The following is a 25,126-nucleotide window of genomic DNA, read 5'->3' as shown; positions in this document are numbered from 1 at the left end:
GCGATGTCCGGCATGGTAGCGGGCGGCACATGTCGGATTTTCCCAGAGACCCCGCCCTCATCCGTCGCCTGCTGGATTCCGGTCGCATCCTGACCGCACGCGCGGCCGTCGACGCCGCCCTGCACGATGCGCCGGACAACGTCCGCCTGCTGCAATTGGCCGGGCGGATCGCGATGGTACAGGACGATGCGGCGGCGGCAGCCATCCTGCTCGACCGGGCCCTCGAGCACGCCAAGGGCGATGCGGTCCTGTGGGTCGACCGCGCGCTGGCCGCCGGGGCCATGGGGGAGGCGAAGTCCTTCGGGCGCGTCCTGAAACGGTCCGGAATGCCCCCGCACTTCGCCATCGCGCTGGGCGACCTGGCCACGGGTCGCGGCGCGTCCGCGCGCGGCTTGGGTGCTGCCGACGCACGGACCGTCAGGCGGGCGGAGGCTGCCCTGGCGAAGCGCGACTTCACCACCGCCGAGGGTGTGTTGCGTCCCGCCCTGGCCAAGCCGGGGGCGAAGGTCCTGTCGCTCCTGGCCGCCGCACGCCGCGGCAAGGGTGATCCACGGGGTGCCGCCCAGGCTTTGACCGCCGCCCTGAAAGCCGAGCCCTGGGCGGCCGAACTCCGCACCGCCCTGGGGGAGGCGACGGCGCGGATCTCGGGGCCCCTGGCAGCACTGCCGCATGCCCTGGAAGGCGTTCGCCTCGCTCCGCGCAGTGCACCCGCCCTCCTGTCGGCTGCCCGCCTCGCCCGCGCTGCGGGCGTGGAACGCCATGCTGGCCCCTTGGCCGACCGCGCATTGGATCTGGCGCCCTCGGATCCCCTGGCCCGCCGCCTGGGGGCGGAGGCGGCGCTAGTCCGCCACGACGGGCGTTCCGCCATTCGCCTAGCCTCGAAGTTGCCCTCGACGTGGTCCGACCGCACTCAGGTCCTGTTCCGCGCCCATGCCGCGGCCCGCGATGATGCCGCCGCCCTCGATGTCCTCGCCGACGCCACGGACACCGTCGCCCTGACCCTGCGGGGGCAGTTGCGGCAGTCGATGGGCGACGCCGAGGCGGCGGAGGCCGATCTGCGTGCCGCCATCGCGGCGGAGCCCGCGAACGGGACCGCGCATCGGGCGCTGGCCTATGGCACGACGCTCGCCGAAGACGATCCGGCTCTGGATGTCATGCGCGCGCAGGTCGACGCGAACCCGAACGCCCGCCTTGTCCGCTATGCGCTGGCCCGTGCGATCGAACCCTATGATCCCGACGAGGCCTTCGATTACCTTGCGCGGGCGAACGACTTGCAGGCGAAGGCCTTTCCATACGATCCGAAGGTGGACGATGCGGAATGGGCGCGTCTGTCCGGCCCCCTGTGGGACGCGGTTCGGACCGCCCCCGAGGGTACGGCCACTGTCGATCCGATCTTCGTCACCGGCTTGCCTCGGTCGGGCACCACGCTGGTCGAATCGGTCCTTGCGGCCGCGCCCGGCATAACGGCGGGCGGCGAACTGAGCGTGCTGCAAGGGGCGTTGTTCCCGTATTACGACGCGCTGGAGGCCGAGTTGCGCCCCGACGGATCGACGGCGGCGGCGGCCTACGAGGCGGCGGCCCGGCGGCGCAGCGGGGCCGAGGGGCGGTTCACGGACAAGTCGATCCACACCTTCCTGCATCTGGGCGCCCTGGCGGCGGTGATGCCGCAGGCGGCCATCGTCGTCGTGCGCCGCGACCCGCGCGACGTCGCGCTATCGATGTGGCGCAACCATTTCCCTGACGGCACCCAGCGCTATGCCGCGACCGTCGACGGCATCGCTCGGCACATCGCACTGTTCGACCGGGTGCTGGGTTTCTGGCGAGACGCCCGGCCCAATGCGTTCCACGAGATCGCGTACGAGGATCTGCTGGACGACACCGAAGGGCAGGCCCGCGCGCTCTATGACGCGACGGGTCTGGAATGGACCCCCGATGCCTTGTCGTTCCATGAGAAGACGCGACGGATCGATACCCTCAGCTTCGCCCAGGTTCGGCGCCCCGTCTATCGCGACAGTCGAGGCGGATGGCGCAAGCATGAAGCGCGCATCCGTCCCTTGCTGGACGCGCTAGAGGCGCGGAACCTGTTGCCGGACTGAACGCGGTCGCATCCTTCCTCAGACGTCCTCCGCGGGGTTCCGCCATCGGCCCGGCAAATCGTTCGGTGCCGCCCGCAGGGGCGCTCGGATCCGTGACAGCAGCATGTCCGGCCCCGCCATCAGGCGTGACAGGACCGGAGACGACCGGACGCGGGCCTTCGCCTTCTCGATCTGCATGATTCCGTCGATGCGGCGATCCAGGAAGGCCCAGGTCTCGCGACGATCTTCCGACTCGTCGCCCAACCAGTACAGCACCGTCGCACTGTAGACGCTCGATAGGGTGGCGCGCTTGGTGTACCAGTTCACGTCGTCCGACGTGTCGCCCAACGCGTTCCAGATCGCGTCCACCGTCCCCCACATCGCGCGCAGGCCATCCGCGGCATGCATGGGCAGGGCGAACAAGGTCATGCCGCGGCGGACTGCCTCGCGGTTCTCCTCCGCGATCTCCAGGCGGGTGCGGACGGCATGGGCGACCCGGTCGCGATAGCGCAGGTTCGCGGTGTCGCCCTCGTTCAGGCGGCGGACCATTTCGGCGTCGCCCGCACGGTGGAAGTGCAGTGCCAGATCGACGGCGCCCCGCGGGCAAGCGGCGCGCGCTTCGGCCGGAGTGATGCCCGCATCGGAGACCGCAGCGCGGAAGGCGGGTTCGGTCCATCCGTCGAACGGCACGTGGGGCAGGGCCGCGTCGAGCAGCCGGTCCTTGATGTCCTGCATGATCGTTGCGGTCCCTCCGGATGTCTGGCGCGTGCGGGTCTGACGCTGGACAAGCTAGCGGCGTCCGTCTATTGGGCCACCTCCTGCATCACGAAACTCTAGCTTGGAAAGGTGGTGACAACCACAATGCAGGTCAGCGTACGCGACAACAACGTCGATCAGGCGCTTCGCGCTTTGAAGAAGAAGCTGCAACGCGAGGGCGTCTTCCGTGAGATGAAGCTCCGGCAGCACTTCGAGAAGCCGTCCGAGAAGCGCGCCCGCCAGAAGGCGGAAGCGATCCGGCGTGCCCGCAAGCTCGCCCGTAAGAAGGCGCAGCGCGAGGGTATGATGTAAGTCGCACCCCGTCCGGTTCCCCATGGGACCGACGCGATGTGGACCCCCGGCGCGATGGCGGCGGGGGTTTTCCTTATGGAACATCAGCCTATCGGCGTTGACGCGAACCTTTGCGTAGAAAAGCCCGCACGCCCCGCCGAAGTGACAACCAAGCCGGGATAAGGCAGGCATAGACCGCGAAGAAACCTGCCGGCATCCACCAAGTGTGGTTCATCGCCAGCATATCACCCAGGATGAACGCACCGAAGAACGCGGGCACTGCCAGCAGCGAGACCGCGACCGTGTCGAAGAGAGCCGACGTTACGCGCCGCATCGATCAGGCCCTCGCCCGTTCCACCATTCCCCAAGCGATCCCGGCGGACAGCGCGGCTAGCGCCGCCCCCACCCAGGACGCCGTCGCGAAACCCGCGATCAGGTCGTCGGCCGCGCCCAACATCACCAGGCCCAGCAGGGCGGTGGCGACCAGGCCCCCCACCCGGCTGATGGCGTTGTTCACGCCCGACGCGACGCCTGCGCGGTCGTCGCCCGCCGCGTTCAGCACCGCGCCCGTCAGGGGGGCCACCGCCAGCGACATGCCCAACGCAAGGGCCACCAGCCCGGGCAGGATCGTCGTGGCATATCCGCCGTCTCCACCTGCCAGCACCGCGAACAAGACGAAGCCCAACGTCACGCCACCCGCGCCCGCGGTCAGCATGGACCGCGCGCCCCAACGGTCGGTCAGGGCACCCCCCGTCCAGCGGCTGAGCACGCCCAGGAGCAGCGGGAATGGTAGGATCGCGGCCCCCGCCGCGGTCGCGTCGTAGCCAAGATCCCGGATCAGGACGTAGGGCAGCAGCAAAAGCAGCCCGCCCAACGCCGCATAGAGGAAGAACGTATAGAGCGAGAGGCCCGTGAACCCCCGGTCCGAAAACAGCGTCAGGGGCACCATCGCATGGTCGTGCTTCGCCCGTTCGACCACCAGGAACCCCGCCAGTAGGACCGTCCCCGTTGCGGCAGCCAGCATCGTGGCGGGGGTTGCCCCCCGCTCCGGCAGGGCGACCAGCGCCCAGATCGCAGCCAGCAGACCGCCCGCCGCCAATGCCGCACCCGCCCAGTCCAGCGGCGCGCGTTCGGAACCCTTGGCCACGCTTTCGCGCAATCTGGTCGCGCCGAGCCACATCGCCAGTACGACGAGGGGCAGGACGGCGACGAAGCACCAGCGCCAGCCGACGGCGTCCACGATCACGCCGCCCGCGACGGGGGCCACCGCGCCCGCCGCGGCACCCGCGCCGGCCCAGGTCCCGATGGCCGCGCCCCGCGCGCGCCCCGTGAACGCGTCCGACAGGATGGCGAGCGAGGTGGGGGCGATAAGCGCCGCGCCGATTCTCTCCAGGACCCGGCCCGCCAGGAACGTCTCGAACGTGGGAGCCACGGCGCACACGACGCAGGATGCCGCGAAGACCGCGAGGCCCCACACGAAGACCCTCCGCCGGCCGTAATGATCCCCCAATGCGCCGCCGATCAGCACGAAGGCCCCGAGCGGCAGCAGATAGGCGTTGACGATCCATTGCGCACCGGCCGCGTTCACGTCGAACCCGTCCTGCATCTGCGGCAGGGCCACGTTGACGATGGAGCCCAACACGAAGACCAAGCTGGATGCGATGACCGTGGCGGTCAGCGTGGCGCGGGGGTTGGGACAGTCTGCGTGGTCGGCGCGCGGGGCGTCGTGGCAGGGCAGGGGCAGCGCGTTGGCCATGATTCCCTGCCGCCCCTCGCCCGGATCAGCCTTCGAGGGCCGGGATGGGTGTCCGACGCTCCGGGGAATAGGCATCCTCGGTGTCGTCGAACAGTTCCGTCCGGCGGACGCGCGGCACGTCCTGGAAGTCGTTCATGATGCGCGCCGGGAACCAAGATCGCTCGACTTGGGTGAAGCCCAACTCACGCAGGATGCCCGACACCGATTGCCCACAGGTCGCCTTCGATGCGGACCCATGCGCCTGCACCAGTTGCAATGCCCGTTCGGCGGTGGCCGGGGGGACCGTCACCTCCTGCATGACGACGTGATAGGTCGGACGCGCGTGATAATCCTTGTAGTACTCGTACATCAGGGGCGTCATGCCGAACAGGACGTCGCCACGTTCCGGCACCGTGGGATGGCGCCAGGTGCCCGCGGGGTCGAACATCACCCGTTGGCTTCCGTTGACCAGCAAAGCCGAATGCCCCCCCTCGCCGGAGCGGTTGTTGATCGCCGTGACCAGGGTCAGCGTGGCGGGTCCGGGATGCGCATAGGCGCGCGCCGCGACGTCCGTCAGCGGGTCGTAGCGATGCTCGGCGGTGCAGGCGCCCAGGGCCAGCAGTGCGGCCAGCGCCAGCCCCAGGCGGATCATGTGCGGAAGAGCGCCAGGAAGACCAGGATCGCGATTATCACGATCACGGCCCACTTCGTGAACGTGACGAAGCCCGCGAAGGTCTTCTCCTGCTCGGTGGTGTCCATCTTGCCGTGTTCGTGCTCGGGCTCGGCCATGGGGGATCCTCCTGCGGACGTTCGGGTCGCGGGGTCCATAGCGTGGCCCGCGGGGGGTGTCACGTGGCCTGACGCCAGAGCCAAACGCCGTCGCCCCGATCCGTGCGCGTGGCGCGGCCCGTCAGCCAGAGATGGTTCAGATGGGCCGCCGTCTCGAAGAAGGCCAGGCCATAGATCGCATCGTCGATCGGGCGCTTGAACAGAGGCGTGAAGCACTCGCCGCCCGTGCGCGGGGTCGCCAGATGGTCTTGCAGGCGGTCCAGCGCATGCACGTGGTTCGAGCGCAACGAGGCCACCCGTGCGGGCAGGCCCCGGAAGGGTCGCTTGTGTCCCGGCAGAACCAATTGGTCGTCGCAGGCCGACGGGGCCAGGCGATCGCAGGCCGCCAGCCAGTCCCCCACCGGATCGCCTGTGGGTTCCGTCGGATAGAGGCCCAGGTTGGGCGAGATGCCCGGCAGCAGTTGGTCGCCCCCCAGGACGAGATCGTCGCCCCCCACCTCGAACAGGACGGCATGCTCGGGTGCGTGGCCGTCGCCCTGATGGACGTCCCAGGTCCGACCGCCTAGTTCGATCCGATCGCCCTTCCGGATGCGGGTATAGCCCACGGGCAGGGGAGCGCAGCAATCGGCGAAATTGAAGGGACGCTCCCCCTTGCGTCGGTCCAGGACCCCGCCGTCCATCCCGTAGGCGCGGCAGAAGGCGACCGTTTCGGACGTCGGCCGGTCCTGCACGTCCAGGATCAGCATGCGAGCCAGCAACCACGCGGTGCGCGTCATCAGCAACTCGGCCCCGCCCCGCACCAAGTCTCCGGCCAAGCCGACATGGTCCGGATGGTGATGCGTCACCAGGACGCGGACGATGGGATCCCCACGCAGTGGCCCCGCACGCAGGCGATCCAGGATCGCCCGCGTCCGGCGGCAGGCGAAACCGGTGTCCACCATCGTCCAGCCGTCCCGTTCGCGCAGGAAGTAGACGTTGACGTGGTCCAGCGCCATCGGCAGCGGAAGGCGGGCCCAGAGGACTCCGTCCGCGATGGGTGTGACCTCGCCTTCCGGCGGGGGCGCGTCCCAGGGGAAGCGCAGTCCGGCATTGCCATCCGGAATGGGGTCGCCTTCGAACGCGGCGCCCCCGTCGTCGGCAGGCGTGGTCACGCGGCAGCCAGTTCGTCCGTGGTCAGGGCGTACAGTTCTTCCGCCCCCGCGCGGGCCTTCGCCATCTCGGCCAGGGCTTCCGGCAGCAGGCAGGTGGCGGCGAAGCGGGCCAGACGCGAACGGTCCGCGTCCGCCGCCGCCGCCCGCAGGTGATAGTGGACGGCCAGCACCCGCGCGAAGGCCGCCAGATAGGCGACGGAGCCCGCGAGGCGGTCCTGCATCGGTTGGTCCAGCATCCACTGGGTCAGGGTGCGTAGCTCGATCGCGGCTGCGCGCAGGCCGTCGTGATCGGTCTGTTCCACCTCGTCCAACAGGGCGAAGGCCGCATCGCCGCCGTCGGCCAACTTCCGTCCCACAAGATCCATAGCCTGGATCCCGTTCGTCCCCTCGTAGATGGCGGTAACGCGCACGTCCCGCAGGAACTGGGCCGCGCCCGTCTCCTCCACGAAGCCCATGCCGCCGTGGATCTGGATGCCGTCGCCCGCGACCCCGATCCCCGTATCGGTGCCATAGGCCTTGGCGATGGGCGTCAGGAACGCGCCACGCGCCCTCATCGCAGCGTCACCTTCCGCCCGCCCCAGGTCCAGCGACACCGCGCAGTCCAGGCACATCGCACGGACGGCGAAGGTACGGGCCTTCATGGACAGGATCGTCCGCCGCACGTCGGCATGTTCGAGGATGGAGCCATCGGGGACGTGGGACTTGCCCTGCTTGCGATCCAGCGCGTAGCGCAGAGCGTGCTGCATCGCGGCCTCCGCGATGGACAGCCCCTGCACGCCGACGCCGACGCGGGCGTTGTTCATCATGGTGAACATCGCGGCCATGCCCTTGTGCGGCTCGCCCACCAGCCAGCCGGTCGCGCGGTCGTACTCCATCACGGCCGTCGGGCTGCCGTGCAGGCCGAGCTTGTGCTCCAGCGACACGACGCGAAGGGCATTGGGATCTCCTGCGCTGCCGTCGTCCCGGGGCAGACGCTTGGGCACCATGAACAGGCTGATCCCCTTCGTCCCTTCGGCCCCGTCCGGCAGGCGCGCCAGGACGAGGTGGCAGACGTTGTCGATGAAGTCCGCATCCCCCCAGGAAATGTAGATCTTCTGCCCGGACACCGCATAGGTCCCGTCGCCGTTGGGTTCGGCCTTGGCGCGCAAGGCGCCCACATCGGATCCGGCCTGCGGCTCGGTCAGGTTCATGGTGCCGGTCCATTCGCCGGAAATCAGCTTAGGCAAGTACAGCGCCTTGAGGTCGTCGGAGGCATGCGCCTCGAGCGCTTCGATCTGGCCTTGGGTCAACAGGGGGTTCAACTGCAGCGCCAGGCAGGCCGAACCCATCATTTCGTTCACCGCCGCCGTCAGGGTGAAGGGCAGGCCCATGCCGCCGTGTTCCGGGTCGGCGTTGATGCCGATCCACCCGCCGTCGGCGATGGCGCGGAACCCTTCCGCGAAGCCGGGCGCGGTCCGGACCACACCGTTCTCCAACGTCGCGGGCTGCGTGTCGCCGGGGCGGTTCAGGGGGGCCAGCACGTCCTCAGACAGCCTGGCGGCCTCCGTCAGGATGGCGTCCACAGTGTCGGGCGTGGCTTCGGCGAAGCGGTCGGTCGCGGCGACTCGGTCGAAGCCCACGACATGGTCCAACACGAAGCGGATGTCGTTCAGCGGGGCGCGATAGGACATGGCAGGCTCCTGTGGTGCTGGCGACCCGGCGACGCTATGGCGGGGTCGGTTTGGCGGAACCTAGGGTGCAGAGGCGCATGGCATCAACTGGAACACGACGTCACGGGACGGGCTTTACCGCCGAGGCGGGGGGCGCCTTGATCGCCCGGGGCGGCCTCGTCGCCTTCCCGACCGAAACGGTCTATGGCCTCGGGGCGGACGCGACCGACCCGGCGGCGGTGGCGCGGATCTATGCTGCGAAGGGGCGTCCGTCGAACAACCCCCTGATCGTGCACGTCGTGGACCAGATGGCCGCGGAACGCTTGGCCGTGTTCGACGCGACCGCTCGCCTTCTGGCCGCAGTGTTCTGGCCCGGCCCCCTGACGCTCGTGCTGCCCCTGCGGGACGGACACGGCTTGGCCTCCGCGGTGACGGCGGGGCTGTCCACCGTGGCCGTCCGGGTCCCCGCGTCGCCGCTGGCACGGCGGGTGCTGCTGGCGGCGGGGGTGCCCGTGGCCGCACCGTCGGCCAACCGGTCGGGTCGGATCTCGCCCACGCGAGCGGATCACGTCGCGGCAGGCCTGGGCGAGACGGTCGATGCGATCGTCGACGGCGGACCCTGTCCGGTGGGCGTGGAATCGACCATCGTCGCGACTGACCCCCTGCGCGTGCTTCGCGATGGCGGCATCCCGCGGGAGGCATTGGCCCTGGCTTCAGGCACCGCCCCGATGGCCGACACCGCCCCCGCCGCGTTGCAGGCGCCGGGGCAGTCGGCCTCCCACTACGCCCCGGTCCGTCCGGTCCGCCTGGACGTGCGGATGCGAACGGATGATGCGATCCTGATCGGCTTCGGTGACGTAGAGGGAGAATTGACGCTGTCCGTGACCGGCGATCCGGCGGAGGCGGCCGCGTCCGTCTTCGCGGTCCTCCACGACGCCGATGCGCTGGCCGCACGTCTGGGTCGGACCCGCATCGATGTGGCCCCGGTTCCGGAGGACGGCCTGGGACGCGCGATCAATGATCGGTTGCGACGGGCGGCGGCCCCGCGGGCGTGAGGCTATCCTAGCCCGTCCACCCCTGCCGAGATCTCAAGCGTGCCCTGCCGCCCCCGAAAGCGCATGCGCCTCGACCCCCAGGGCACCCGCGGCTGCGTGCCACTTGCGATCGTTTGGCAGGTCGAACGTGATCGTCGGATCCGCCGGGGTGGTCAACCAGACGTTGGCCAGCATCTCGCGTTCCAGTTGACCGGGGCCCCACCCAGCATAGCCGAGTGCGACGATCCGGCGCTTCGGAACTTGGCCACGCGCCACGTCCTCCATAGCCTGGGACGTCGCGGTCAGGCTGTGGCCGCCATCCACGCGGAGAGTGGTGTCGCCCAGATCGTAGGACGGGGGATGCAGCACGAAGGGGCGGTCCACCTCTGCCGGGCCGCCGAAATGCAGCGGCTGCCAAGCCTCGATCACCGACGCCCCGGCCTTCATCCGCAAGCGCGTAATCGCCCTATCGGCGGCCGGACGGTTGATGACCAGTCCCATCGCACCCTCCGCCGAGTGGGCGCAGAGCAGGACGACCGCGCCTCGGAACTGCGTATCGGCGATGGCCGGCATCGCGATCAGCAACTTGCCCGTGAGGCTGGGCGTCTCGTAGTCAGAGGACATGGTCAGGTCCTATGTCAGCCGCGTCTGACACTCAATCGGTCACCGCGTCGCAGGGCGCGGACCGACGGGGTGACGACGACCTCGTGATTTTCCATCCGTGCACCATACGGCTAGATGCGGTCGCATGCATTCGACCCCCTTCCTCGCCGTCGTCATCGCGCTGATCGTTGCCCTGTCGTCGGGCGGACCCGGCGTCGCGCAATCGGACAAGGCCCTGGGCACCCTCGTCCAAGTGGGGGTGATCGCGGGTGGGCGTGGTTCGGACGGACGTCATTACGCGGGCCTGTCCTTTCAGCTCGCGGCGGGCTGGAAGACGTACTGGCGCAGCGCGGGCAGCCTGGGGATCTCGCCCCGGCTGGACTGGCGGGGATCCGAGAATCTGTCGCGGGTCGATCCCGTATGGCCCGCCCCCCGCGTGTTCGCACAGGGCGCAGGGCAGTCCATCGGCTACGACCGCGACTTTGTCCTGCCGTTGGCCATCGCGGTACGCGATCCGGCCCGCCCCGTTCGGTTGGACGGCTCGATCGACATCGGCGTCTGCGCCGAGATCTGCGTCCCGGTGCGCTTCCGCGTCCGCGCCGATCTGCCCGTCCGATCCGGCATCCCCGGGCCAGTGCGTCAGGCCTTGGCACGGAGGACCCCGGTCAGCGACCGGACGGCGACCTGCGTCCTGAGGCCTGATGGCAAGGCGATGTCGGTCACCGTCCAATTGCCGGCACTGCCCCTGTCCGACATTCGGGCCGTGGCGATCGAGGCGGGCGACCCGTCCCTGTGGATCGAGGACGCGACCCTCACCCGCGATGCGGGGCGCATCGTCGCGCGGGCGGACGCGATGGCGCGGCGGGGCCCCGTGGCCATCGCGCGGGGCGATCTGCGAATCACCGCGATCGGCACGGATGGCGCCATAGAGTTGGCAGGGTGCGTGGGCGGCTAGCGGCGGTTCTGGGAAGGGCGACGGGGAACGACCGGCTTCACTGGGCAGCCCGCCAAGCGCGAGGTCACGCGTGCCGCGCGCCTCGTGACCTTGGGACGCAGCCGACGGGCGGTGCGCGCGGCGGCGTCCCGAACGCTGGCGGAGCCGATCGACGTCATCATGGCCATGAAGCCCATTCCGAACAGAACCGTGATCGCGGCCGGCCCGGCATTCGCCGACATCACCACGGCTGTGCATGCCATCAGGGTGGTGAACGTCAGGAGGGCACGCACGGTCGGTCCGATCCCCGCACCGTCAATCGATCGGAAGGCCAATGTCGCGGCCGTTGCCGCGGTTGTTCTTGACGCCGACGCCGACGCAGACCCGCTTGCCCGTGGCGATCACGACCGCGCTGATCTTCCTGCCACCGCACGTATGATCGTCGTCATCGTCAATCGGGTCGGCGTCCGCGATCGGATCGCCGTCCGCCGTCGTCTGAGTGTCGTCCACGACGGTCCGCTCACCCGTGATCTCGGCGCGCATCACGTCGCTGATGGAACCGGTCGCGTTCACCAGCACCGCGGCCGTGGCCAGGGCCGTGACCGTCGCGCCGAACGTCAAGACGGTCCAGTCGACCTGGACCGTTCCTGATTGCTCCCGCAGATAGCGGTCGATGATCGGGGCGAGATGCATGACCCGACCCGTATCGCCCGGGCCCGTGTCCGGACCATAGCGGAATTCCGGCAGGGCGGTGGCGCATCGCGCGACTTGCGCCTATCGGTTCTCGGATGCTTCGTCCTCGTCCTCGCCGTCGTCGGGCAGGTTGAAGAAGCTGTCCGCATCCGGCGTGCGGCCATCGTCCGACTTGTCGGGCCCGTCCGACAGCGTAAACGTTTCCAACCCCGACATCGAGGACGGCATCCGCGGTTCGCTGTCGTCCATCCCTAGCGACTGCTCCGTCGACACCAGCTTGCGCCGTTCGTCGTCGGACATGACCGCGCCCTCCTTGGCCTTCTGCTGCGCCGCCTTCTGGACAGCGGCATCCAGTTCGGTCTGCTTGCACAGGCCCAGCGCAACCGGATCGACCGGCTGGAGGTTCTGCATGTTCCAATGCGTGCGCTCTCGGATCGACTGGATCGTGGGCTTCGTCGTGCCGATCAGCTTCGAGATCTGGCTGTCCGCCAGTTCCGGATGGAACTTGACCAGCCACAGGATCGATGCGGGCCTGTCCTGGCGCTTCGACAACGGCGTATAACGGGGTCCGCGGCGCTTCTGCTCGCCTTCGGCGGCCGGATTGTGCTTCAGCGTCAGCCTGCGCAAGGGGTCCTTCTCGGCCTTCTCGATCTCCTCACGCGTGAGTTGATTGTTCGCGATCGGGTCGAAGCCCTTCACGCCCACGGCCACGTCGCCGTCCGCGATGCCCTGGACCTCCAATTCGTGCAGGTCGCAAAATTCGCCGACCTGTTTGAACGTCAGGGTCGTGTTGTCGACCAGCCAGACGGCGGTGGCCTTGGCGTGGAGCGGCTTGTTCATCTCGGGGCCTCCTGCGGGCGATTGGCATGCCTTCCCCGATCGCCGTCCCCGGCGGCAGGCGCAGCCTGCGGGTTCTCGCGTTCGGGAAACTTGGCGTGCCATATAGGGAAACGAACCGGTGGGGGGAAGTGCGGATGCGCGGAGCGGTCTTGGTCTTGGCGATGACGATGGCGGCGGCTGCCACAGCCCGTGCGGAGGGGGAGCGTGCGGGCGTCTTCGACTATTGGGTCCTGGCGCTGTCCTGGTCTCCGTCCTGGTGCGCGGCGGAGGGATCGGCACGGGGGTCGCCGCAATGCGAATCGGGTCGCGGCCATGGTTGGGTGCTGCACGGCCTGTGGCCGCAATACGAGCGGGGGTGGCCCGCCCATTGCCCGACCGTGGAACGCGCACCGTCAGGGTCCGACACCGCGGCACTGGCGGATCTGTACGGGACCTCTGGATCGGCGTGGCACCAATGGAACAAGCACGGAACCTGTTCGGGGCTGGCGGCGTCCGACTACTATGCGCTGTCGCGACGGGCCTACGACACGGTGACCCGCCCGCCACTGCTGCGCGAGCTGGATAGGGCCGTGACCCTTCCCGCCGCGGTGGTCGAGGATGCCTTCCTGGAGGTGAACCCCGATCTGTCCGCCGACGGGCTGACCGTGACCTGTCGCGAGGGTCGCATCCGCGAGGTGCGCATCTGCTTGGATCGCATGTTGTCCCCCCGTCGCTGCGGCGCCGACGTGATCCGCGACTGCACATTGCGGGACGCGGCCTTCCCACCCATCGCCCGCTAGAGGAGCCTTCCGGCCCAGTACGCCGCCGGCCCGGGCCGCCCCAGGAAGTACCCCTGTCCCCGCGCCACGCCCATCGCCGCGATTCGATCGCGGGTGGCGGCATCCTCCACCCCCTCGGCGACCAGGACGAAGCCGGCATCGCGCGACAGATCGACCATCGCGCGAAGCATGGCGTCCCGGACGGTGACCCGGTCCCCGCGAGCCAGGAAGGCGCGATCCAGCTTCACCAGGTCGGGGGCGAACGTCAGGATGCGATCGAGGTTCGACAGGCCTGTCCCGAAATCGTCCAGGGCCACCCAGGTGCCCAACGCGCGCAGGCGGTCGAGTTGGCCGATGCGGACGTCCGATTCGACGAGGACCGCGCTTTCCAGCAGTTCCAGAGTAATGCGGTCGGGGGGCAGGCGGTCGTGCAACAGTACGTTCAGCCAAGCATAGGCTTGGCTCTCGGTCCGCTCCAGCGCGGAGGCGGTGATGTTGAACGCGACGTGGAGCGGTCGGGACGCATGCACGAAGGGGCCAGCAGCCTCGACCGCCAGATCCAGGAACAACTCGGTCACGTCGTCCGGCAGGCGGTCGAGCCAGTGCATGAACTGTCCGGGGCGGACCTGGGTGCCGTCCGGCATCTGCCATCTCAGCAGCGCTTCCACGCCCACGGCGTCGCCCGTGCGCAGATCGAAGACCGGTTGGACGTGATATCCCAGTTCGCCGGCCCGCGTCGCGGTCTGCAACGCGTCGATCCCCATCGCGTCGGGATCCTGCAGATCGGCCACGACCACGCGGTCCCCGCCCATCGCCTTGCAACGGCGAAGCGCCTCCTCCGCCCGCAGGATCGCGCGCGACCTGCTCTCGTGACGGTGCAGGGGTATCAGGGCGGCGGAAAGGGGCCTGCCCAGACGCTCGCCGTCGATCTCGACGTTCGATCGGATGGCGGCGATGCGGAGGCCCTCGACCTGATCCAAGACCGCGTCGAGCGTCCCCCGCTCGAAGCGCAGCAGGTACCGCCCGCCCGGCAGGGATTCGTGGACCACGCCGTCCGGTACCGCGCCCGTGATAGACGACTCGATGCTGTCCAGCAGCCGGTCGCCCGCATCCAATCCGTACCGTTCGTTGAGGCGCCGCAGCCCATCGACGTCCAGCAGGGCCAGGAAGCCTGCCTCGGCGCCGATCGCCGTCATCGCCTGTCCGACATCCGCCGGCCGATCGGAGGGGGCATGGGAAGGACTCGGATCGCGAGCGTCATGCCACCGACCATGGGCAAGTGTCTGTCGAATGGAAAGGACCTAACGGGGGTTCAATAGCTGTGGCGTGATGCGAGGGCCGCACGCAGCGTTCCGTCGTCGAGATAATCCAGTTCGCCGCCTACGGGCACGCCCTGGGCCAAGCCGGTGACGCGCACGCCCGCGCGGTCCAGCTCGCGCGCGACGTAATGGGCGGTGGTCTGTCCATCGACCGTGGCGTTGAGCGCCAAGATCACCTCCTCCACGCCTTCGGCTGCGACGCGATCGCGCAGTCGCGGGATGCGCAGGTCGTCGGGGCCGACGTCGTCCAGGGGGGACAACGTGCCGCCCAGCACGTGATACCGACCCCCGAACACGTTTGCGCGTTCCATCGCCCACAGGTCGGCCACGTCCTCGACCACGCAGACCTGTCCGTTCGCTCGCTTGTCCGACGCACAGATCTCGCAGATGTCTTCGGATGCGATGTTGCCGCAGTTCAAGCATTCGCGCACGCTGCGCCCGACTTCGTCCATCAGGGCGGCCAGGGGACGCAGGGCGGTGTCGCGCTTCTTGACGAGGTGCAGGACCGCGCGGCGCGCCGACCGCGGTCCCAGGCCGGGCAGGCGGGCCATGGCCTCCACCAGGCGCTCGATGTCGCCGCGGGCGGACATCGGATCAGAACGGCAGCTTCATTCCGGGCGGCAGGCCCATGCCCTCCGCCATGCGCTGCATCTCGGATTGGGACCGGTCCTGCGCCTTGGCCTGCGCGTCCTTCACGGCGGCCAGGATCAGATCCTCGACCATCTCCTTCTCGTCGGGCTGGAAGATCGACGGGTCGATGTCGAGCGCGGTCAGCTCACCCTTCGCGGTGGCGGTGGCCCGAACCAGACCGGCACCGGATTCCCCCTCCACGGTGATGGTGCCCAGCGTCTCCTGCATCTCGGCCATCTTGGCCTGCATCTCCTGGGCCTTCTTCATCATCCCGGCCATGTCGCCGAGCCCGCCCAATCCCTTCAGCATGACGCCGTCCTCTCCGTTGGATCCTACCCAGGCAGGTAGTGGTCCGGGGGCCTTGGGGCAACCGGACCGGACGGACCGGGCCCGTCAGTCGTTCGGGGCGTTCGCGCCGATGAACCAGGCGTCCTTGTCCACCTCGCGCGACACTTCGGTGAACAGATCCTCCGTGTCGGCGTCGCCCGCCTCCGACGCTTGCTCGATGGCTTGGCGCAGCTTCGCGCCATGATCCTTGAAGCGCGACACCAGTTCCGCGATGTGCGCCTGGATGTCGGTCAGCTCGACGGGATAGGGGGACAGCGTCGTGTTGCCGTGCGCGGCTTGCAAGGTGCCGCGGGCGTGACCGCCCATGATCGCGGTACGCTCCGCCATGAGGTCGGACTGCTCCCGCAGCCGATCGGCCACCTCGTCCAGAAGCTCGTGGACGCCGATATAGCCGCGACCCCGGATGTTCCAGTGCGCCTGCTTGACGGCAAGGGTCAGATCGGTGCTGTCGGCCAGCCGGGCGTTCAGCAGGTCGATCATCTGGGATTGGGTCTGGTTGTCCAGGCCGCTGACGAAACTCTCGGGCATGGCGGTATCCTTCGCTTGTGCCCGTGCGAAACTAGGAAGGGACCGATTCGGTTGCGTGCGTCGGATGGCTTCGGTCGATCGTCCGCGCCCCGGGGGCATCGCGCATGCCGCCGACCCTCATTCCTCCGCGAAGGGATCCCAATCGTCGGGCGCTTCCTCCAACGCCGCATCGGCAGCGTCCTGGGTCGCGTCCACCGGCCCGCGGACCTCCAGCAAGGTGGCGCCGGGAAAGGTCTGCAGGACGGCCTGCGTGAGCGGGTGGGCCAAGGCCTGCGCTTCCGTGTCCGCCTTCTCCGCGGCGCGGACCTCCGCGATGGTGGGGGCGCCACCCTTGCCGATGGCGACGCCCCACCGCACGCCGGTCCAGCCCTGCAGGCGGCCCGAGATGCGCTGCGCGAGGTCGGGGGCCGCGTCGGGGGCCGGCTCGAACTCGATCCGGCCGGGCGCGTAGGAGACCAGCCTGACGCCGTTCTCGACGTCCACCAACAGCTTCATGTCGCGGTTGTCGCGTATAAGCGCCACCACCTGCTCGAACGAGGCGAAGCGGTCGAGCACGGGGTTCCCCGTCGGCTGCGCCACCGCGGCCACCGCCCGCCGGCCCGCCGCGATGGGGATGGGCGGACGCGAGGCCCTGGCCTGGGGCGCGGGCATGCGCGGCGCGGCCAGACTGCCGCCGCCGGCGTCCGGCAGGGCCGGCGCATCGCGCAGCTTGCGGATCAGCTCGTCGGGGGAGGGCAAGTCAGCGACGTGGGTCAGACGGATGATCGCCATCTCGGCGGCCATCATCGCGCCCGGGGCCGTCGCGACGTCCTCCAAGGCCTTCAGAAGCATCTGCCAGGCCCGAGACAGGGTGCGGACGGAAAGGGTGGCGGCCATCTCCTGTCCCCGGGCGCGTTCGTCGGGCGTGACGGTCGGATCGTCCGCGGCGTCGGGGGCGATCTGAACGACGCTGACCCAATGGGTCACCTCCGCCAGGTCGCGCAGCACGGCCAGGGGGTCCGCCCCGTCGTCGTACTGGGCCCGCAACTCGCGCAGGGCGCCGGCCGCGTCGCCGCGCATAACGGTCTCGAACAGGTCGAGGACCCGCCCCCGATCGGCGAGGCCCAGCATCGCGCGGACCTGCCCCGCTTCGATGGTGCCGCCCGCCGCCATGCCGATGGCCTGATCCAGCAGGGATAGGGCGTCGCGGGCCGATCCTTCGGCGGCGCGCGTGATCAGGGCTAGGGCATCCGGATCCGCGGCCGTGCCCTCGCGGTCGCAGATGGTGCCGAGGTACTCGATCATCGTTTCGGGGGTGAACCGCCGCAGGTCGAACCGTTGGCACCGCGACAGGACCGTGACCGGGACCTTCCGGATCTCGGTCGTGGCGAAGATGAACTTCACGTGGGCGGGCGGTTCCTCCAGCGTCTTGAGCAGCGCGTTGAACGCGCTGGTCGACAGCATGTGGACCTCGTCGACGATGTAGACCTTGAACCGCGCCGACGCTGCCCGATAGCGGACGGAGTCGATGATCTCCCGCACGTCGTTGACGGATGTGTTCGACGCGGCGTCCATCTCCAGCACGTCGACATGGCGCCCTTCGGCGATGGCGATGCAAGGTTCGCAGATGCCGCAGGGATCGGTCGTCGGGCCGCCCGTGCCGTCGGGGCCGACGCAGTTCAGGCCCTTGGCCACGATGCGCGCGGTGGTCGTCTTACCGGTCCCGCGGATGCCCGTAAGGATGAAGGCCTGCGCGATGCGCCCCGATTCGAAGGCGTTGCGCAGCGTGCGGACCATCGCGTCCTGCCCCACCAGGTCGGCGAAGGTGGCGGGGCGGTACTTGCGGGCCAGGACCTGGTATTCGGATTCGCGTTCGCTCATGGACGAGGTGATACGGGAAGCCCCCTCACAGGGTCCAGAGGACGTAGCCGACCGCGACGCACGCGATCGTCAGGACGACCGCGGCCACGGTGAACAGGCGCGACGACTGCGCTTCCGCGTCGTGGGTGCTGAGTCGGACCTGTGCCTTGGCCGCTTGGTTGCGGGCGGCCCAGAAGATGCCGACCGCGATGGCGATGAACACCAGCGACACCACGCGCGGCAACCAATCCGGGTCGGCCTCCCGGAAGACGGCCTTCAGGCCCAGGGCCAGCGCGACCGACGCCATGCCGGTACGCATCCAGCCGGCGAAGGTGCGCTCGTTGGCCAGGACCGTCCGGTCCTCCGCCCAGTCGGTGCGCCATTCGGCCCAATCGGTCTTCTTGTCCTGGTCGTCGCTGTGGCGGTCCATGGCGGATCAGCTAGCCCGACCGACCGGCCCGGCCATGCAGCGCGCGCAGCATGTCGTCCACTTGGGGCAGCAGATCGTTCGCGACGGCATCCGCCGCCCGCGCGCGCAGGCGGGCGTTGGCCGCGTCCGAACCCCAGGTACGGGCCAGGCCCGACAGATCGGACGTCGCGCCCACCGTGCCGTAGGGGTATCCGTTGCGCACGTCCACGAAGGCCGCCGCGCCGATGCCGGTCGCCTGGGTCGTGCGCGTGGGCAGCAGGAGGCCGCCGACGATCGTCACGTCCGCCAGGGCGAAGGGGGTGTCCCCGGTCGGACCGCTGCGTGCGCCCAGCTCGTAGACGAGCAGATAATCTAGGTGCTGCCGGGCGGCGGCGGTGCGCATCGTTTGGATCAGGGAAGAATCCCGCCGCGTCTCTACCATGCCCGCCACCAAGGGCGACAGCGGGACCCATTCGCCCATCCCCGCATGGCGCGGCGAAGTCGGCGAAGCGCAGGCCTCCCGCGGCGGGGCCTGGGTGAGCGCGCCGTTGACGATCCGGGCGATCCCGATTCGGGCGGGGAAGCGGAGGTCCGGCTCGACCGCCGCGGCGGCTCGGATGGCCGGATCGGCGATCGGACCGCGCGACAGGTAGTCTGCACCGGAAGTGGTTTGGATCGTCGGCTGACATGCAGCCGATACCAAGATGGCGAGGAGGGCGAGGGAGCGGATCATTATGGGCCTCTAAGATGTGTAAAAAGCACATCTCATGATACCGCTCGACGGTCAAGGTGGAATGTGCTTATTGCACATCCATGCAGATCGCCGATGTCCTGACCCGTGCCCTCGTGCCCCTGGCTCGCTTGGCCATCGGTCGTGGTCTGGGCGTCCGTGACCTTCTGGATCCCTTGAAGCGGGCCTTCCTCGTCGCGGCCGAAACGCAGGGCGTGCGGCAGACGGACTCGGCCCTGGCGCTCGCGACCGGGCTGCAACGCCGCGACGTCGTGCGCCTGCGGGACATGGCGGTCGCCCCCCGGATCCCGTCCGCCCCCGCCCGCCTGATCGCGCGATGGCCGGACGCGGCCGTCCTGCCCCTGCGCGGCGGGGACGACAGTTTCGACGCCCTGGCCCGGTCCGTGCGCCGCGACGTCCATCCCCGAACCCTGCTGGACGCATTGGTCGCCGCGGGGTCCGTGACGGAGGAAGGCGACACCGTGCGCTTGGTCCGCCGCGCCTATGCGCCCGGTGGCGGATCGCCCGAGCAACTTCTCTATCTGGCGGACAACCTGCACGACCATGGGGCGGCGGCCGTATCGAACGTGCTCGCGGATGCGGGCTTCTTCGACCGGGCGGCGCATTTCGACGGCCTCGACGAGGCGGCGGCCTCCGCGCTGGCGGCCCGGTTCGCGGCAGGGCAGATGGCGGTCCTGCGGGACGTGGCCGAGGCGGCCCGGGGGTTGCAGGACGCGTCCGGCGACGGCGCGGTGCGCGTGCGGTTCGGCGGTTACGGATACTGGACGGAAGGGGAGGAACGATGATGCGACGTTACCTGACGCTCGTGGCCCTGATGCTGACGCTCGCGGCGTGTCAGGGCGGATCGACCCGCGCGGTCGAACCCGATGGCGGCATCGGCGGGACCGGGGCGCGTGACGATGCGACCTGCGTGGAAGGCGTGACCTGCCTGCCCTGATGTGGCGGTGAAGGGCGGGCGGGGCGGTGCTGCCGAACGGATGGAGCGTGGCGGACGCGATGAACGGCGTGCGTCGCTTTCGGTCGAGATGTGCGTCTGCTGGCCCCCCTCCACGCATTCCTGCGGGATACGCTGCCGGGGCGGCGCGCGCCGCCTGTGGTGGCACGCTGGGGTGAGGGGCTGGACGACGACCCGAACGGGATCCGTTGTGGCTGCTGCCTTTCGGCCCTGACCAGGTTGGCGGAGCGTTCGCCCGTGCCAACCCCTCGTTGGTTCAGGTACAAGCGCAGGCCCTTGATTGCAAGTACCACCGGAAGCTCGCCTACCCTTGCTGGTCAGGTCGATAGTCTGATCGACAATATATCCCGAGGATACATCAAGACCAAGCGAGACAGGAGAATCACTAATTCTTAATGTTGCAGTGGCCAAAAAATCTATTCTCACCTAAATGTCCAATACCAGAGATATGGAACAAGTATTAATCCGACAATCAGTCCAACGTATGCTCGCAGGAGATTTTGTAAGTCTCCGTCATTCGCCCCAAGGATTATGATCACTCCGAATAACCAGAAGAGAGTTATAAATAGCGTAACGACAAGACGCCCCCTCATACCATCACCTCATTGTAGTCCATCAAAGTTCTAACATACACTAAGTGCGCCATACGATGCGCGTAGATTTGCCTTTAGTATGCTGACCACTACGAGAGGCGTTGGCCATAGTGTTCTGCTCGGCCACGCCCAACGCCAGATTGCCATATTCGTAGCCGCGATCCGCAAGGTATTCATAATATTCGTTCAGGCCGTCCTGACCTCGGGCCTGGAACCCCCGCAGGGCTTCAACGTCCGTCGCGTTCAGCAGCTGCGCCATCAAATTGTTCCTCTAATAGACATGCTGTAAAATTCCGTGTCCGCGTGACAATGGCTGGAAGCTGGTCGAGAACGTCGCGGTCGAAATCAGTTTCCGCAAAAACGGGTTCGATTTTAATATGCAGTTCACATTGCGGGTTGGGGTACTTCGCAAGTGTGGCGCATTTCACAATTTCGGTAACATCGCCTTTTGTGTCGAACCGCGCCCATGCCTGCGGCGCGTCCGCGCTACGATCTGCGCCGGGGTAGGTCACGCCAAGAAAACCGTCAGGCAGATCGCGCCCTGTTAGTTCGTAGTCTTCCCATACCCAGTATTCGACGTTGAGGGCGTCCCGAGTGAGAAGACGCTCGTTCCAGGGCTTGTTGGCTAAGTGTGGAAGGTTCGATGCGAGAGGGAAGAGATCGACGCCACCAATGAGGATACGCAGTTCGTCCTCATCAAGCGACGACCCCCGGAACGGCAGCCCAGTGGCGAGTGACAGCTCGAACACCTCCGCCACCGTCGGCCCCGCCGACGTGCCGCCGAAGGCTGCGGCGCCTTGCGCCTCGTAGGCAGGGTCGTAGCGGATCTGCTCGGGACGCCGCTCTTCGATGCCCCGCGCGCGGTACTGGCTTACCAGCAGGTCGCGCTCCACCAGCGGGCCGTGGCGATAAGCGGTGCAATCCATCGCCACAGCAGGCTGGACGATGGCGACAAAGCCGAGACAGACCCCGACAGTTCGGATCATCATCGCGGCCTATTCTATGGCCCCATCCGCCCCGATCCGGGTCTTGCCGCCCAAATAGGGGTGTAGGACCGCGGGCAGCACGACGGACCCATCTGCCTGCTGTCCATTCTCCAACACGGCGATCAGGCAGCGGCCGACGGCAAGGCCCGATCCGTTCAGCGTGTGGACGAAGTCGGGCTTGCCCCCCGACGCGGGCTTGAACCGGGCGTTCATGCGGCGGGCCTGGAAGTCGCCGGTGGTGGAGCACGAGCTGATCTCCCGGTACTTGTTCTGACCGGGCAGCCAAACCTCAATGTCGTGGGTGCGGCGCGCGCCGAAGCCCATGTCGCCCGTGCACAGGACGACCGTGCGATAGGGTAGGCCCAGCCGTTCCAGCAGGTCCTGCGCCAGCCCCGTCATGCGGTCCAGCTCCGCCCGGCTCTGGTCCGGATGGGTGACGCTGACCATCTCCACCTTCTCGAACTGGTGCTGGCGCAGCATGCCTGCCGTGTCGCGGCCCGCCGATCCGGCCTCCGAGCGGAAGCACAGGGTGTGGGCGGTCATGCGGCGGGGCAGGTCCCCCTCGTCCAGCACGTCGCCCGCCACCGAATAGGTCAGCGTCACCTCCGACGTGGGGATCAGCCAGAAGCCTTCGCGCGTCAGGAAGCTGTCGTCGCCGAACTTGGGCAGCTTGTCGGTCCCCAGCATGGCATCGTCGCGGACCAGCACGGGGGTGACGTGTTCCGTCAGGCCGTTCTCGCCCGTGTGGACGTCAAGCATCCACTGCGCCAGCGCGCGGTGCAGGCGGGCCACCGCGCCGCGCAGCACGACGAAGCGGCTGCCCGACAGCTTGGCCGCCGTGGCGAAGTCCATGCCCGGCTTCACGCCCGCGATGTCGAAATGCTCGACGGGGGTGAAGTCGAAGGCGCGGAGCTCGCCCCAGCGCGCGATCTCGACGTTGTCGTCCTCGTCCGCGCCGTCGGGCACGTCCGCGTCCGGCAGATTGGGGATCTCCAGCAGAGCATCGCGCAGCGCAAGATCTTTCTCGCGGGCCTCGTCCTCCAGCCGCGCGCCTTCGTCCTTCTTCGCGGCGACCAGGTCCCGCAGACGGGCGAACGTGGCCTCGTCGCCCGACGCCTTGGCCTGACCCACCTGCTTGCTGGCCGCGTTGCGTTCGGCCTGCGCGTCCTCGGCGGCCTTGATGCAGGCGCGCCGGTCCGCATCCAGCGCCAACAGGTCGGACGACATCGCGGACAGCCCCCGGCGGGCGAGGGCGGCGTCGAAGGCGGCCGGATCGTCGCGGATGGTGCGGATGTCGTGCATGGGTCTGGCCCCCTGGGATGGATGCGCGGGCCAATGCCACAGGTGCGGCGGTGGGGCCAGCCCGCGCCTTGCGGCCCCCGCTTGCGCCCCCCGCCTGCCGCAAATAGGGTGCCGCGACCTCAAAGACGGGGCCCGCCCCCGCCCACGATGACAGGGACCGCTTCACGATGTTCGTAACCCCCGCCTACGCCCAGGATGTCGGCGGCGCCGCCGGTGCGCTGGGCTCCTTCCTGCCGCTGATCCTGATCTTCGCGATCATGTACTTCCTCCTGATCCGCCCCCAGCAGAAGAAGGTGAAGGAGCATCGCGCCATGGTCGAGGCCCTGCGCCGGGGCGACCGCGTCGTCACCCAGGGCGGCCTGATCGGCAAGGTGACCAAGGTGCGCGACGACAACGAGCTGGAGGTCGAGATCGCGACGGGCGTGAACGTGACCGTGGTCCGATCGACCATCGCCCAGGTGCTGTCCAAGACCGAACCGGCGACCTGAACCCATGCTGCAGATCCCGCTCTGGAAGCGCGTGCTGATCGCGGCGGTCTGCGTCATCGGCATCGCCCTGGCGGTGCCGAACCTGTTCTACGACCGGGTCGAGCGCCACAACGACGCCCTCGCCGCATTGCAGGCGGGGGCCATCGCGTCGCCCGAGATCGAGGACGACCTGTCGCTGTGGCCGGAGGTGCTGCCGTCGCGGCTGGTGAACCTGGGGCTGGACCTGCGCGGGGGCGCGCACCTGTTGGCGGAGGTGCAGCTGGCCGACGTCTATGCCAGCCGGATCGACGGCTATTGGCCGGAGGTGCGCGACGCGCTGCGGGGCCTCCGCGACGAAATCGGCACGATCCGCCGCCAGGACGGTCCCCCGGACCGGCTGCGGGTCCGCATCAGCCGCCCCGAGGGGATGCCGGCCGCGATCGCCGCCGTCGAGGATCTGGCCCGCCCCATCGCTACGCTGACGGGCGTGGGCGCGCGCGACATCGCGGTCGAGGGACAGGGTGACATCCTCACCGTCACGCTGTCGGAGGCCGAGCGCGCCGCCACCGACGAGCGCACGATGCAGCAATCGTTGGAGATCATCCGCCGGCGGGTGGACGAGGCGGGGACGCGCGAGCCCACGATCCAGCGCCAGGGGCAGGATCGTATCCTGATCCAGGTGCCCGGCATCGGATCCGCGCAGGAGTTGAAGGCCCTGATCGGCACCACGGCGCGGCTGACCTTCCACGCGGTGACGGGCGTGACGGAGGACGCGACGAGCCGCGTCGACGCCGATCAACTGCTGCTGCCGTCGCTGGACGAGGCTGGCGTCTTCTACGTGCTGGAGCGCACGCCCGTGGTGTCGGGCGACGACCTGACCGACAGCCAGCCGGGCTTCGACCAGAACAGCCTGCCGGCCGTGACCTTCCGGTTCAACCCGTCGGGCGCGCGCGCCTTCGGGCAGTTCACCGGCCAGAACGTCGGCGCCCCCTTCGCGATCGTGCTGGACGAGGAGGTCGTGACCGCACCCACCATCCGCGAGGCGATCACCGGGGGATCGGGCCAGATCACCGGCAACTTCGACGTGGAGGAGGCGAACCGCCTGGCCATCCTGCTGCGCGCGGGTGCGTTGCCGGCCGAGATGACGTTCCTGGAGGAACGCACCATCGGCCCCGAGCTGGGGCAAGACAGCATCGACGCGGGCCAGGTCGCGGCGCTGGTCGCCATGGCCGCGGTCGTCGTGTTCATGGTCCTGTCCTATGGCCTGTTCGGGGCCTTCGCCACCGTGGCGCTGGGCGTGAACGTGGCGTTGATCTTCGGGGTGCTGGGCCTGATCGGCGGCACGCTGACCCTGCCCGGCATCGCGGGCATCGTCTTGACCATCGGCATGGCGGTGGACGCCAACGTCCTGGTCTTCGAACGCATCCGCGAGGAGATGAAGACCGCAAAGGGCCCCGCGCGGGCCATCGAGCTGGGCTATCAGCGGGCGCTGTCGGCGATCATCGACGCGAACATCACGACGTTCATCATCGCCGCCATCCTGTTCACCCTGGGCTCCGGCCCCGTGCGGGGCTTCGCGGTGACGCTGGGCATCGGGATCCTGACATCGGTGTTCACGGCGATCTTCGTCACCCGTCTGCTGATCGTGGCGTGGTTCGAGCGCCGCCGCCCCCGCACCATCGAGGTCTGAC

The 25,126-nt window shown here is 68.8% G+C and carries 29 protein-coding genes and 1 other RNA gene; 9 read left to right on the top strand and 21 right to left on the bottom strand.

Annotated elements, in window-relative coordinates:
• The first annotated feature begins 29 nt into the window (after positions 1-29).
• The gene (locus tag P0084_RS08685; RefSeq protein ID WP_308916435.1) at positions 30-2,096 is read left to right on the top strand and encodes a tetratricopeptide repeat-containing sulfotransferase family protein; all 2,067 of its coding nucleotides are present in this window, start codon (positions 30-32) and stop codon (positions 2,094-2,096) included.
• An 18-nt stretch (positions 2,097-2,114) separates the two neighbouring features.
• Here P0084_RS08685 and P0084_RS08680 read toward each other — a convergent pair whose 3' ends face one another.
• Positions 2,115-2,810, bottom strand: coding sequence for a COQ9 family protein (locus P0084_RS08680; protein ID WP_308916434.1), 696 nt, complete (start codon positions 2,808-2,810; stop codon positions 2,115-2,117).
• A 126-nt stretch (positions 2,811-2,936) separates the two neighbouring features.
• On the opposite strand from P0084_RS08680, the gene rpsU reads away from it, so the two are divergent.
• Positions 2,937-3,143 (top strand): 30S ribosomal protein S21, encoded by a 207-nt coding sequence (gene rpsU / locus P0084_RS08675; RefSeq protein WP_308916528.1) that lies wholly within the window; start codon positions 2,937-2,939, stop codon positions 3,141-3,143.
• A 316-nt stretch (positions 3,144-3,459) separates the two neighbouring features.
• Here rpsU and P0084_RS08670 read toward each other — a convergent pair whose 3' ends face one another.
• From P0084_RS08670 to P0084_RS08650, 5 genes are read right to left on the bottom strand one after another with little or no spacing between them, the layout of a single operon-like run.
• Positions 3,460-4,878, bottom strand: a complete 1,419-nt coding sequence (locus P0084_RS08670; protein ID WP_308916433.1) for an MFS transporter — start codon at positions 4,876-4,878, stop codon at positions 3,460-3,462.
• 25 nt (positions 4,879-4,903) lie between these two features.
• Positions 4,904-5,509, bottom strand: a complete 606-nt coding sequence (locus P0084_RS08665; protein ID WP_308916432.1) for a hypothetical protein — start codon at positions 5,507-5,509, stop codon at positions 4,904-4,906.
• Complete coding sequence (locus P0084_RS08660; RefSeq protein WP_308916431.1) at positions 5,506-5,646, bottom strand: aa3-type cytochrome c oxidase subunit IV; 141 nt, start codon at positions 5,644-5,646, stop codon at positions 5,506-5,508. Before P0084_RS08660 ends, P0084_RS08665 begins: the two co-directional genes overlap by 4 nt.
• A 59-nt stretch (positions 5,647-5,705) precedes the next feature.
• Entirely contained in the window at positions 5,706-6,749 is a 1,044-nt protein-coding gene (locus P0084_RS08655) for an MBL fold metallo-hydrolase (protein WP_308916527.1), read from the bottom strand.
• Positions 6,750-6,793: 44 nt separating this feature from the next.
• Positions 6,794-8,467 (bottom strand): acyl-CoA dehydrogenase family protein, encoded by a 1,674-nt coding sequence (locus P0084_RS08650; protein WP_308916430.1) that lies wholly within the window; start codon positions 8,465-8,467, stop codon positions 6,794-6,796.
• 137 nt (positions 8,468-8,604) lie between these two features.
• On the opposite strand from P0084_RS08650, the gene P0084_RS08645 reads away from it, so the two are divergent.
• Positions 8,605-9,501: an L-threonylcarbamoyladenylate synthase gene (locus P0084_RS08645; RefSeq protein ID WP_308916429.1), complete on the top strand. Its 897-nt coding sequence runs from the start codon at positions 8,605-8,607 to the stop codon at positions 9,499-9,501.
• 33 nt (positions 9,502-9,534) lie between these two features.
• Here P0084_RS08645 and P0084_RS08640 read toward each other — a convergent pair whose 3' ends face one another.
• On the bottom strand, positions 9,535-10,104 hold the full coding sequence (locus P0084_RS08640; protein WP_308916428.1) for a YqgE/AlgH family protein: 570 nt from the start codon (positions 10,102-10,104) through the stop codon (positions 9,535-9,537).
• Positions 10,105-10,228: 124 nt separating this feature from the next.
• Between P0084_RS08640 and P0084_RS08635 the strand changes: the two genes are divergently transcribed.
• Positions 10,229-11,038, top strand: coding sequence for a protein-disulfide reductase DsbD domain-containing protein (locus P0084_RS08635; RefSeq protein WP_308916427.1), 810 nt, complete (start codon positions 10,229-10,231; stop codon positions 11,036-11,038).
• Here the strand turns inward: P0084_RS08635 and P0084_RS08630 are convergent.
• The 3 genes from P0084_RS08630 to P0084_RS08620 all read right to left on the bottom strand — a co-directional run bounded on the left by P0084_RS08630 (position 11,035) and on the right by P0084_RS08620 (position 12,550).
• Entirely contained in the window at positions 11,035-11,310 is a 276-nt protein-coding gene (locus tag P0084_RS08630) for a hypothetical protein (protein ID WP_308916426.1), read from the bottom strand. The two genes, P0084_RS08635 and P0084_RS08630, sit on opposite strands and share 4 nt — an antisense overlap.
• A 22-nt stretch (positions 11,311-11,332) precedes the next feature.
• Positions 11,333-11,710, bottom strand: a complete 378-nt coding sequence (locus P0084_RS08625; RefSeq protein ID WP_308916425.1) for a hypothetical protein — start codon at positions 11,708-11,710, stop codon at positions 11,333-11,335.
• Positions 11,711-11,791: 81 nt separating this feature from the next.
• Complete coding sequence (locus P0084_RS08620) at positions 11,792-12,550, bottom strand: DUF1013 domain-containing protein (protein WP_308916424.1); 759 nt, start codon at positions 12,548-12,550, stop codon at positions 11,792-11,794.
• A gap of 134 nt (positions 12,551-12,684) precedes the next feature.
• Between P0084_RS08620 and P0084_RS08615 the strand changes: the two genes are divergently transcribed.
• On the top strand, positions 12,685-13,329 hold the full coding sequence (locus P0084_RS08615; protein WP_308916423.1) for a ribonuclease T2: 645 nt from the start codon (positions 12,685-12,687) through the stop codon (positions 13,327-13,329).
• Here P0084_RS08615 and P0084_RS08610 read toward each other — a convergent pair.
• The 7 genes from P0084_RS08610 to P0084_RS08580 all read right to left on the bottom strand — a co-directional run bounded on the left by P0084_RS08610 (position 13,326) and on the right by P0084_RS08580 (position 19,114).
• The gene (locus tag P0084_RS08610; protein WP_308916422.1) at positions 13,326-14,504 is read right to left on the bottom strand and encodes a bifunctional diguanylate cyclase/phosphodiesterase; all 1,179 of its coding nucleotides are present in this window, start codon (positions 14,502-14,504) and stop codon (positions 13,326-13,328) included. The two genes, P0084_RS08615 and P0084_RS08610, sit on opposite strands and share 4 nt — an antisense overlap.
• 116 nt (positions 14,505-14,620) lie before the next feature.
• Positions 14,621-15,217: a recombination mediator RecR gene (gene recR, locus P0084_RS08605; RefSeq protein WP_308916421.1), complete on the bottom strand. Its 597-nt coding sequence runs from the start codon at positions 15,215-15,217 to the stop codon at positions 14,621-14,623.
• A 4-nt stretch (positions 15,218-15,221) separates the two neighbouring features.
• On the bottom strand, positions 15,222-15,566 hold the full coding sequence (locus P0084_RS08600) for a YbaB/EbfC family nucleoid-associated protein (RefSeq protein WP_308916420.1): 345 nt from the start codon (positions 15,564-15,566) through the stop codon (positions 15,222-15,224).
• 84 nt (positions 15,567-15,650) lie between these two features.
• A complete protein-coding gene (dps, locus tag P0084_RS08595) occupies positions 15,651-16,133 on the bottom strand; it encodes a DNA starvation/stationary phase protection protein Dps (RefSeq protein ID WP_308916419.1) in 483 nt (160 codons plus the stop codon).
• Positions 16,134-16,250: 117 nt separating this feature from the next.
• The gene (locus tag P0084_RS08590) at positions 16,251-17,993 is read right to left on the bottom strand and encodes a DNA polymerase III subunit gamma/tau (protein ID WP_308916418.1); all 1,743 of its coding nucleotides are present in this window, start codon (positions 17,991-17,993) and stop codon (positions 16,251-16,253) included.
• Between the two features lie 25 nt (positions 17,994-18,018).
• Positions 18,019-18,402: a YidH family protein gene (locus P0084_RS08585; RefSeq protein ID WP_308916417.1), complete on the bottom strand. Its 384-nt coding sequence runs from the start codon at positions 18,400-18,402 to the stop codon at positions 18,019-18,021.
• A gap of 10 nt (positions 18,403-18,412) precedes the next feature.
• Positions 18,413-19,114 (bottom strand): hypothetical protein, encoded by a 702-nt coding sequence (locus tag P0084_RS08580; protein WP_308916416.1) that lies wholly within the window; start codon positions 19,112-19,114, stop codon positions 18,413-18,415.
• Between the two features lie 80 nt (positions 19,115-19,194).
• Between P0084_RS08580 and P0084_RS08575 the strand changes: the two genes are divergently transcribed.
• Positions 19,195-19,917: a hypothetical protein gene (locus P0084_RS08575; RefSeq protein WP_308916415.1), complete on the top strand. Its 723-nt coding sequence runs from the start codon at positions 19,195-19,197 to the stop codon at positions 19,915-19,917.
• Positions 19,914-20,069, top strand: a complete 156-nt coding sequence (locus P0084_RS08570; RefSeq protein WP_308916414.1) for a hypothetical protein — start codon at positions 19,914-19,916, stop codon at positions 20,067-20,069. The genes P0084_RS08575 and P0084_RS08570 overlap by 4 nt, the downstream gene beginning before the upstream one ends.
• A 171-nt stretch (positions 20,070-20,240) precedes the next feature.
• Here the strand turns inward: P0084_RS08570 and ffs are convergent.
• The 4 genes from ffs to serS form a co-directional block, all read right to left on the bottom strand.
• Positions 20,241-20,337, bottom strand: an RNA gene (gene ffs / locus P0084_RS08565) — signal recognition particle sRNA small type.
• A gap of 383 nt (positions 20,338-20,720) precedes the next feature.
• The gene (locus P0084_RS08560; RefSeq protein ID WP_308916413.1) at positions 20,721-20,939 is read right to left on the bottom strand and encodes a hypothetical protein; all 219 of its coding nucleotides are present in this window, start codon (positions 20,937-20,939) and stop codon (positions 20,721-20,723) included.
• Positions 20,908-21,669, bottom strand: coding sequence for a hypothetical protein (locus P0084_RS08555; RefSeq protein WP_308916412.1), 762 nt, complete (start codon positions 21,667-21,669; stop codon positions 20,908-20,910). The genes P0084_RS08560 and P0084_RS08555 overlap by 32 nt, the downstream gene beginning before the upstream one ends.
• 6 nt (positions 21,670-21,675) lie before the next feature.
• Complete coding sequence (serS, locus tag P0084_RS08550) at positions 21,676-22,968, bottom strand: serine--tRNA ligase (RefSeq protein WP_308916411.1); 1,293 nt, start codon at positions 22,966-22,968, stop codon at positions 21,676-21,678.
• A 167-nt stretch (positions 22,969-23,135) separates the two neighbouring features.
• Here serS and yajC point away from each other — a divergent pair, with 167 nt between their 5' ends.
• Together yajC and secD are read left to right on the top strand one after the other, a co-directional pair.
• Positions 23,136-23,456, top strand: a complete 321-nt coding sequence (yajC, locus tag P0084_RS08545) for a preprotein translocase subunit YajC (protein ID WP_308916410.1) — start codon at positions 23,136-23,138, stop codon at positions 23,454-23,456.
• Between the two features lie 4 nt (positions 23,457-23,460).
• Positions 23,461-25,125: a protein translocase subunit SecD gene (gene secD / locus P0084_RS08540; RefSeq protein ID WP_308916409.1), complete on the top strand. Its 1,665-nt coding sequence runs from the start codon at positions 23,461-23,463 to the stop codon at positions 25,123-25,125.
• The last annotated feature ends 1 nt before the right edge of the window (position 25,126 follow it).

Origin of the sequence: Jannaschia maritima, from assembly GCF_030973515.1 — a bacterium.
GTDB classification, from domain to species: domain Bacteria; phylum Pseudomonadota; class Alphaproteobacteria; order Rhodobacterales; family Rhodobacteraceae; genus Jannaschia; species Jannaschia maritima.
The sequence above is the reverse complement of the archived record's forward strand: the minus strand, read 5'-3'. Positions and strand labels throughout refer to the sequence as shown.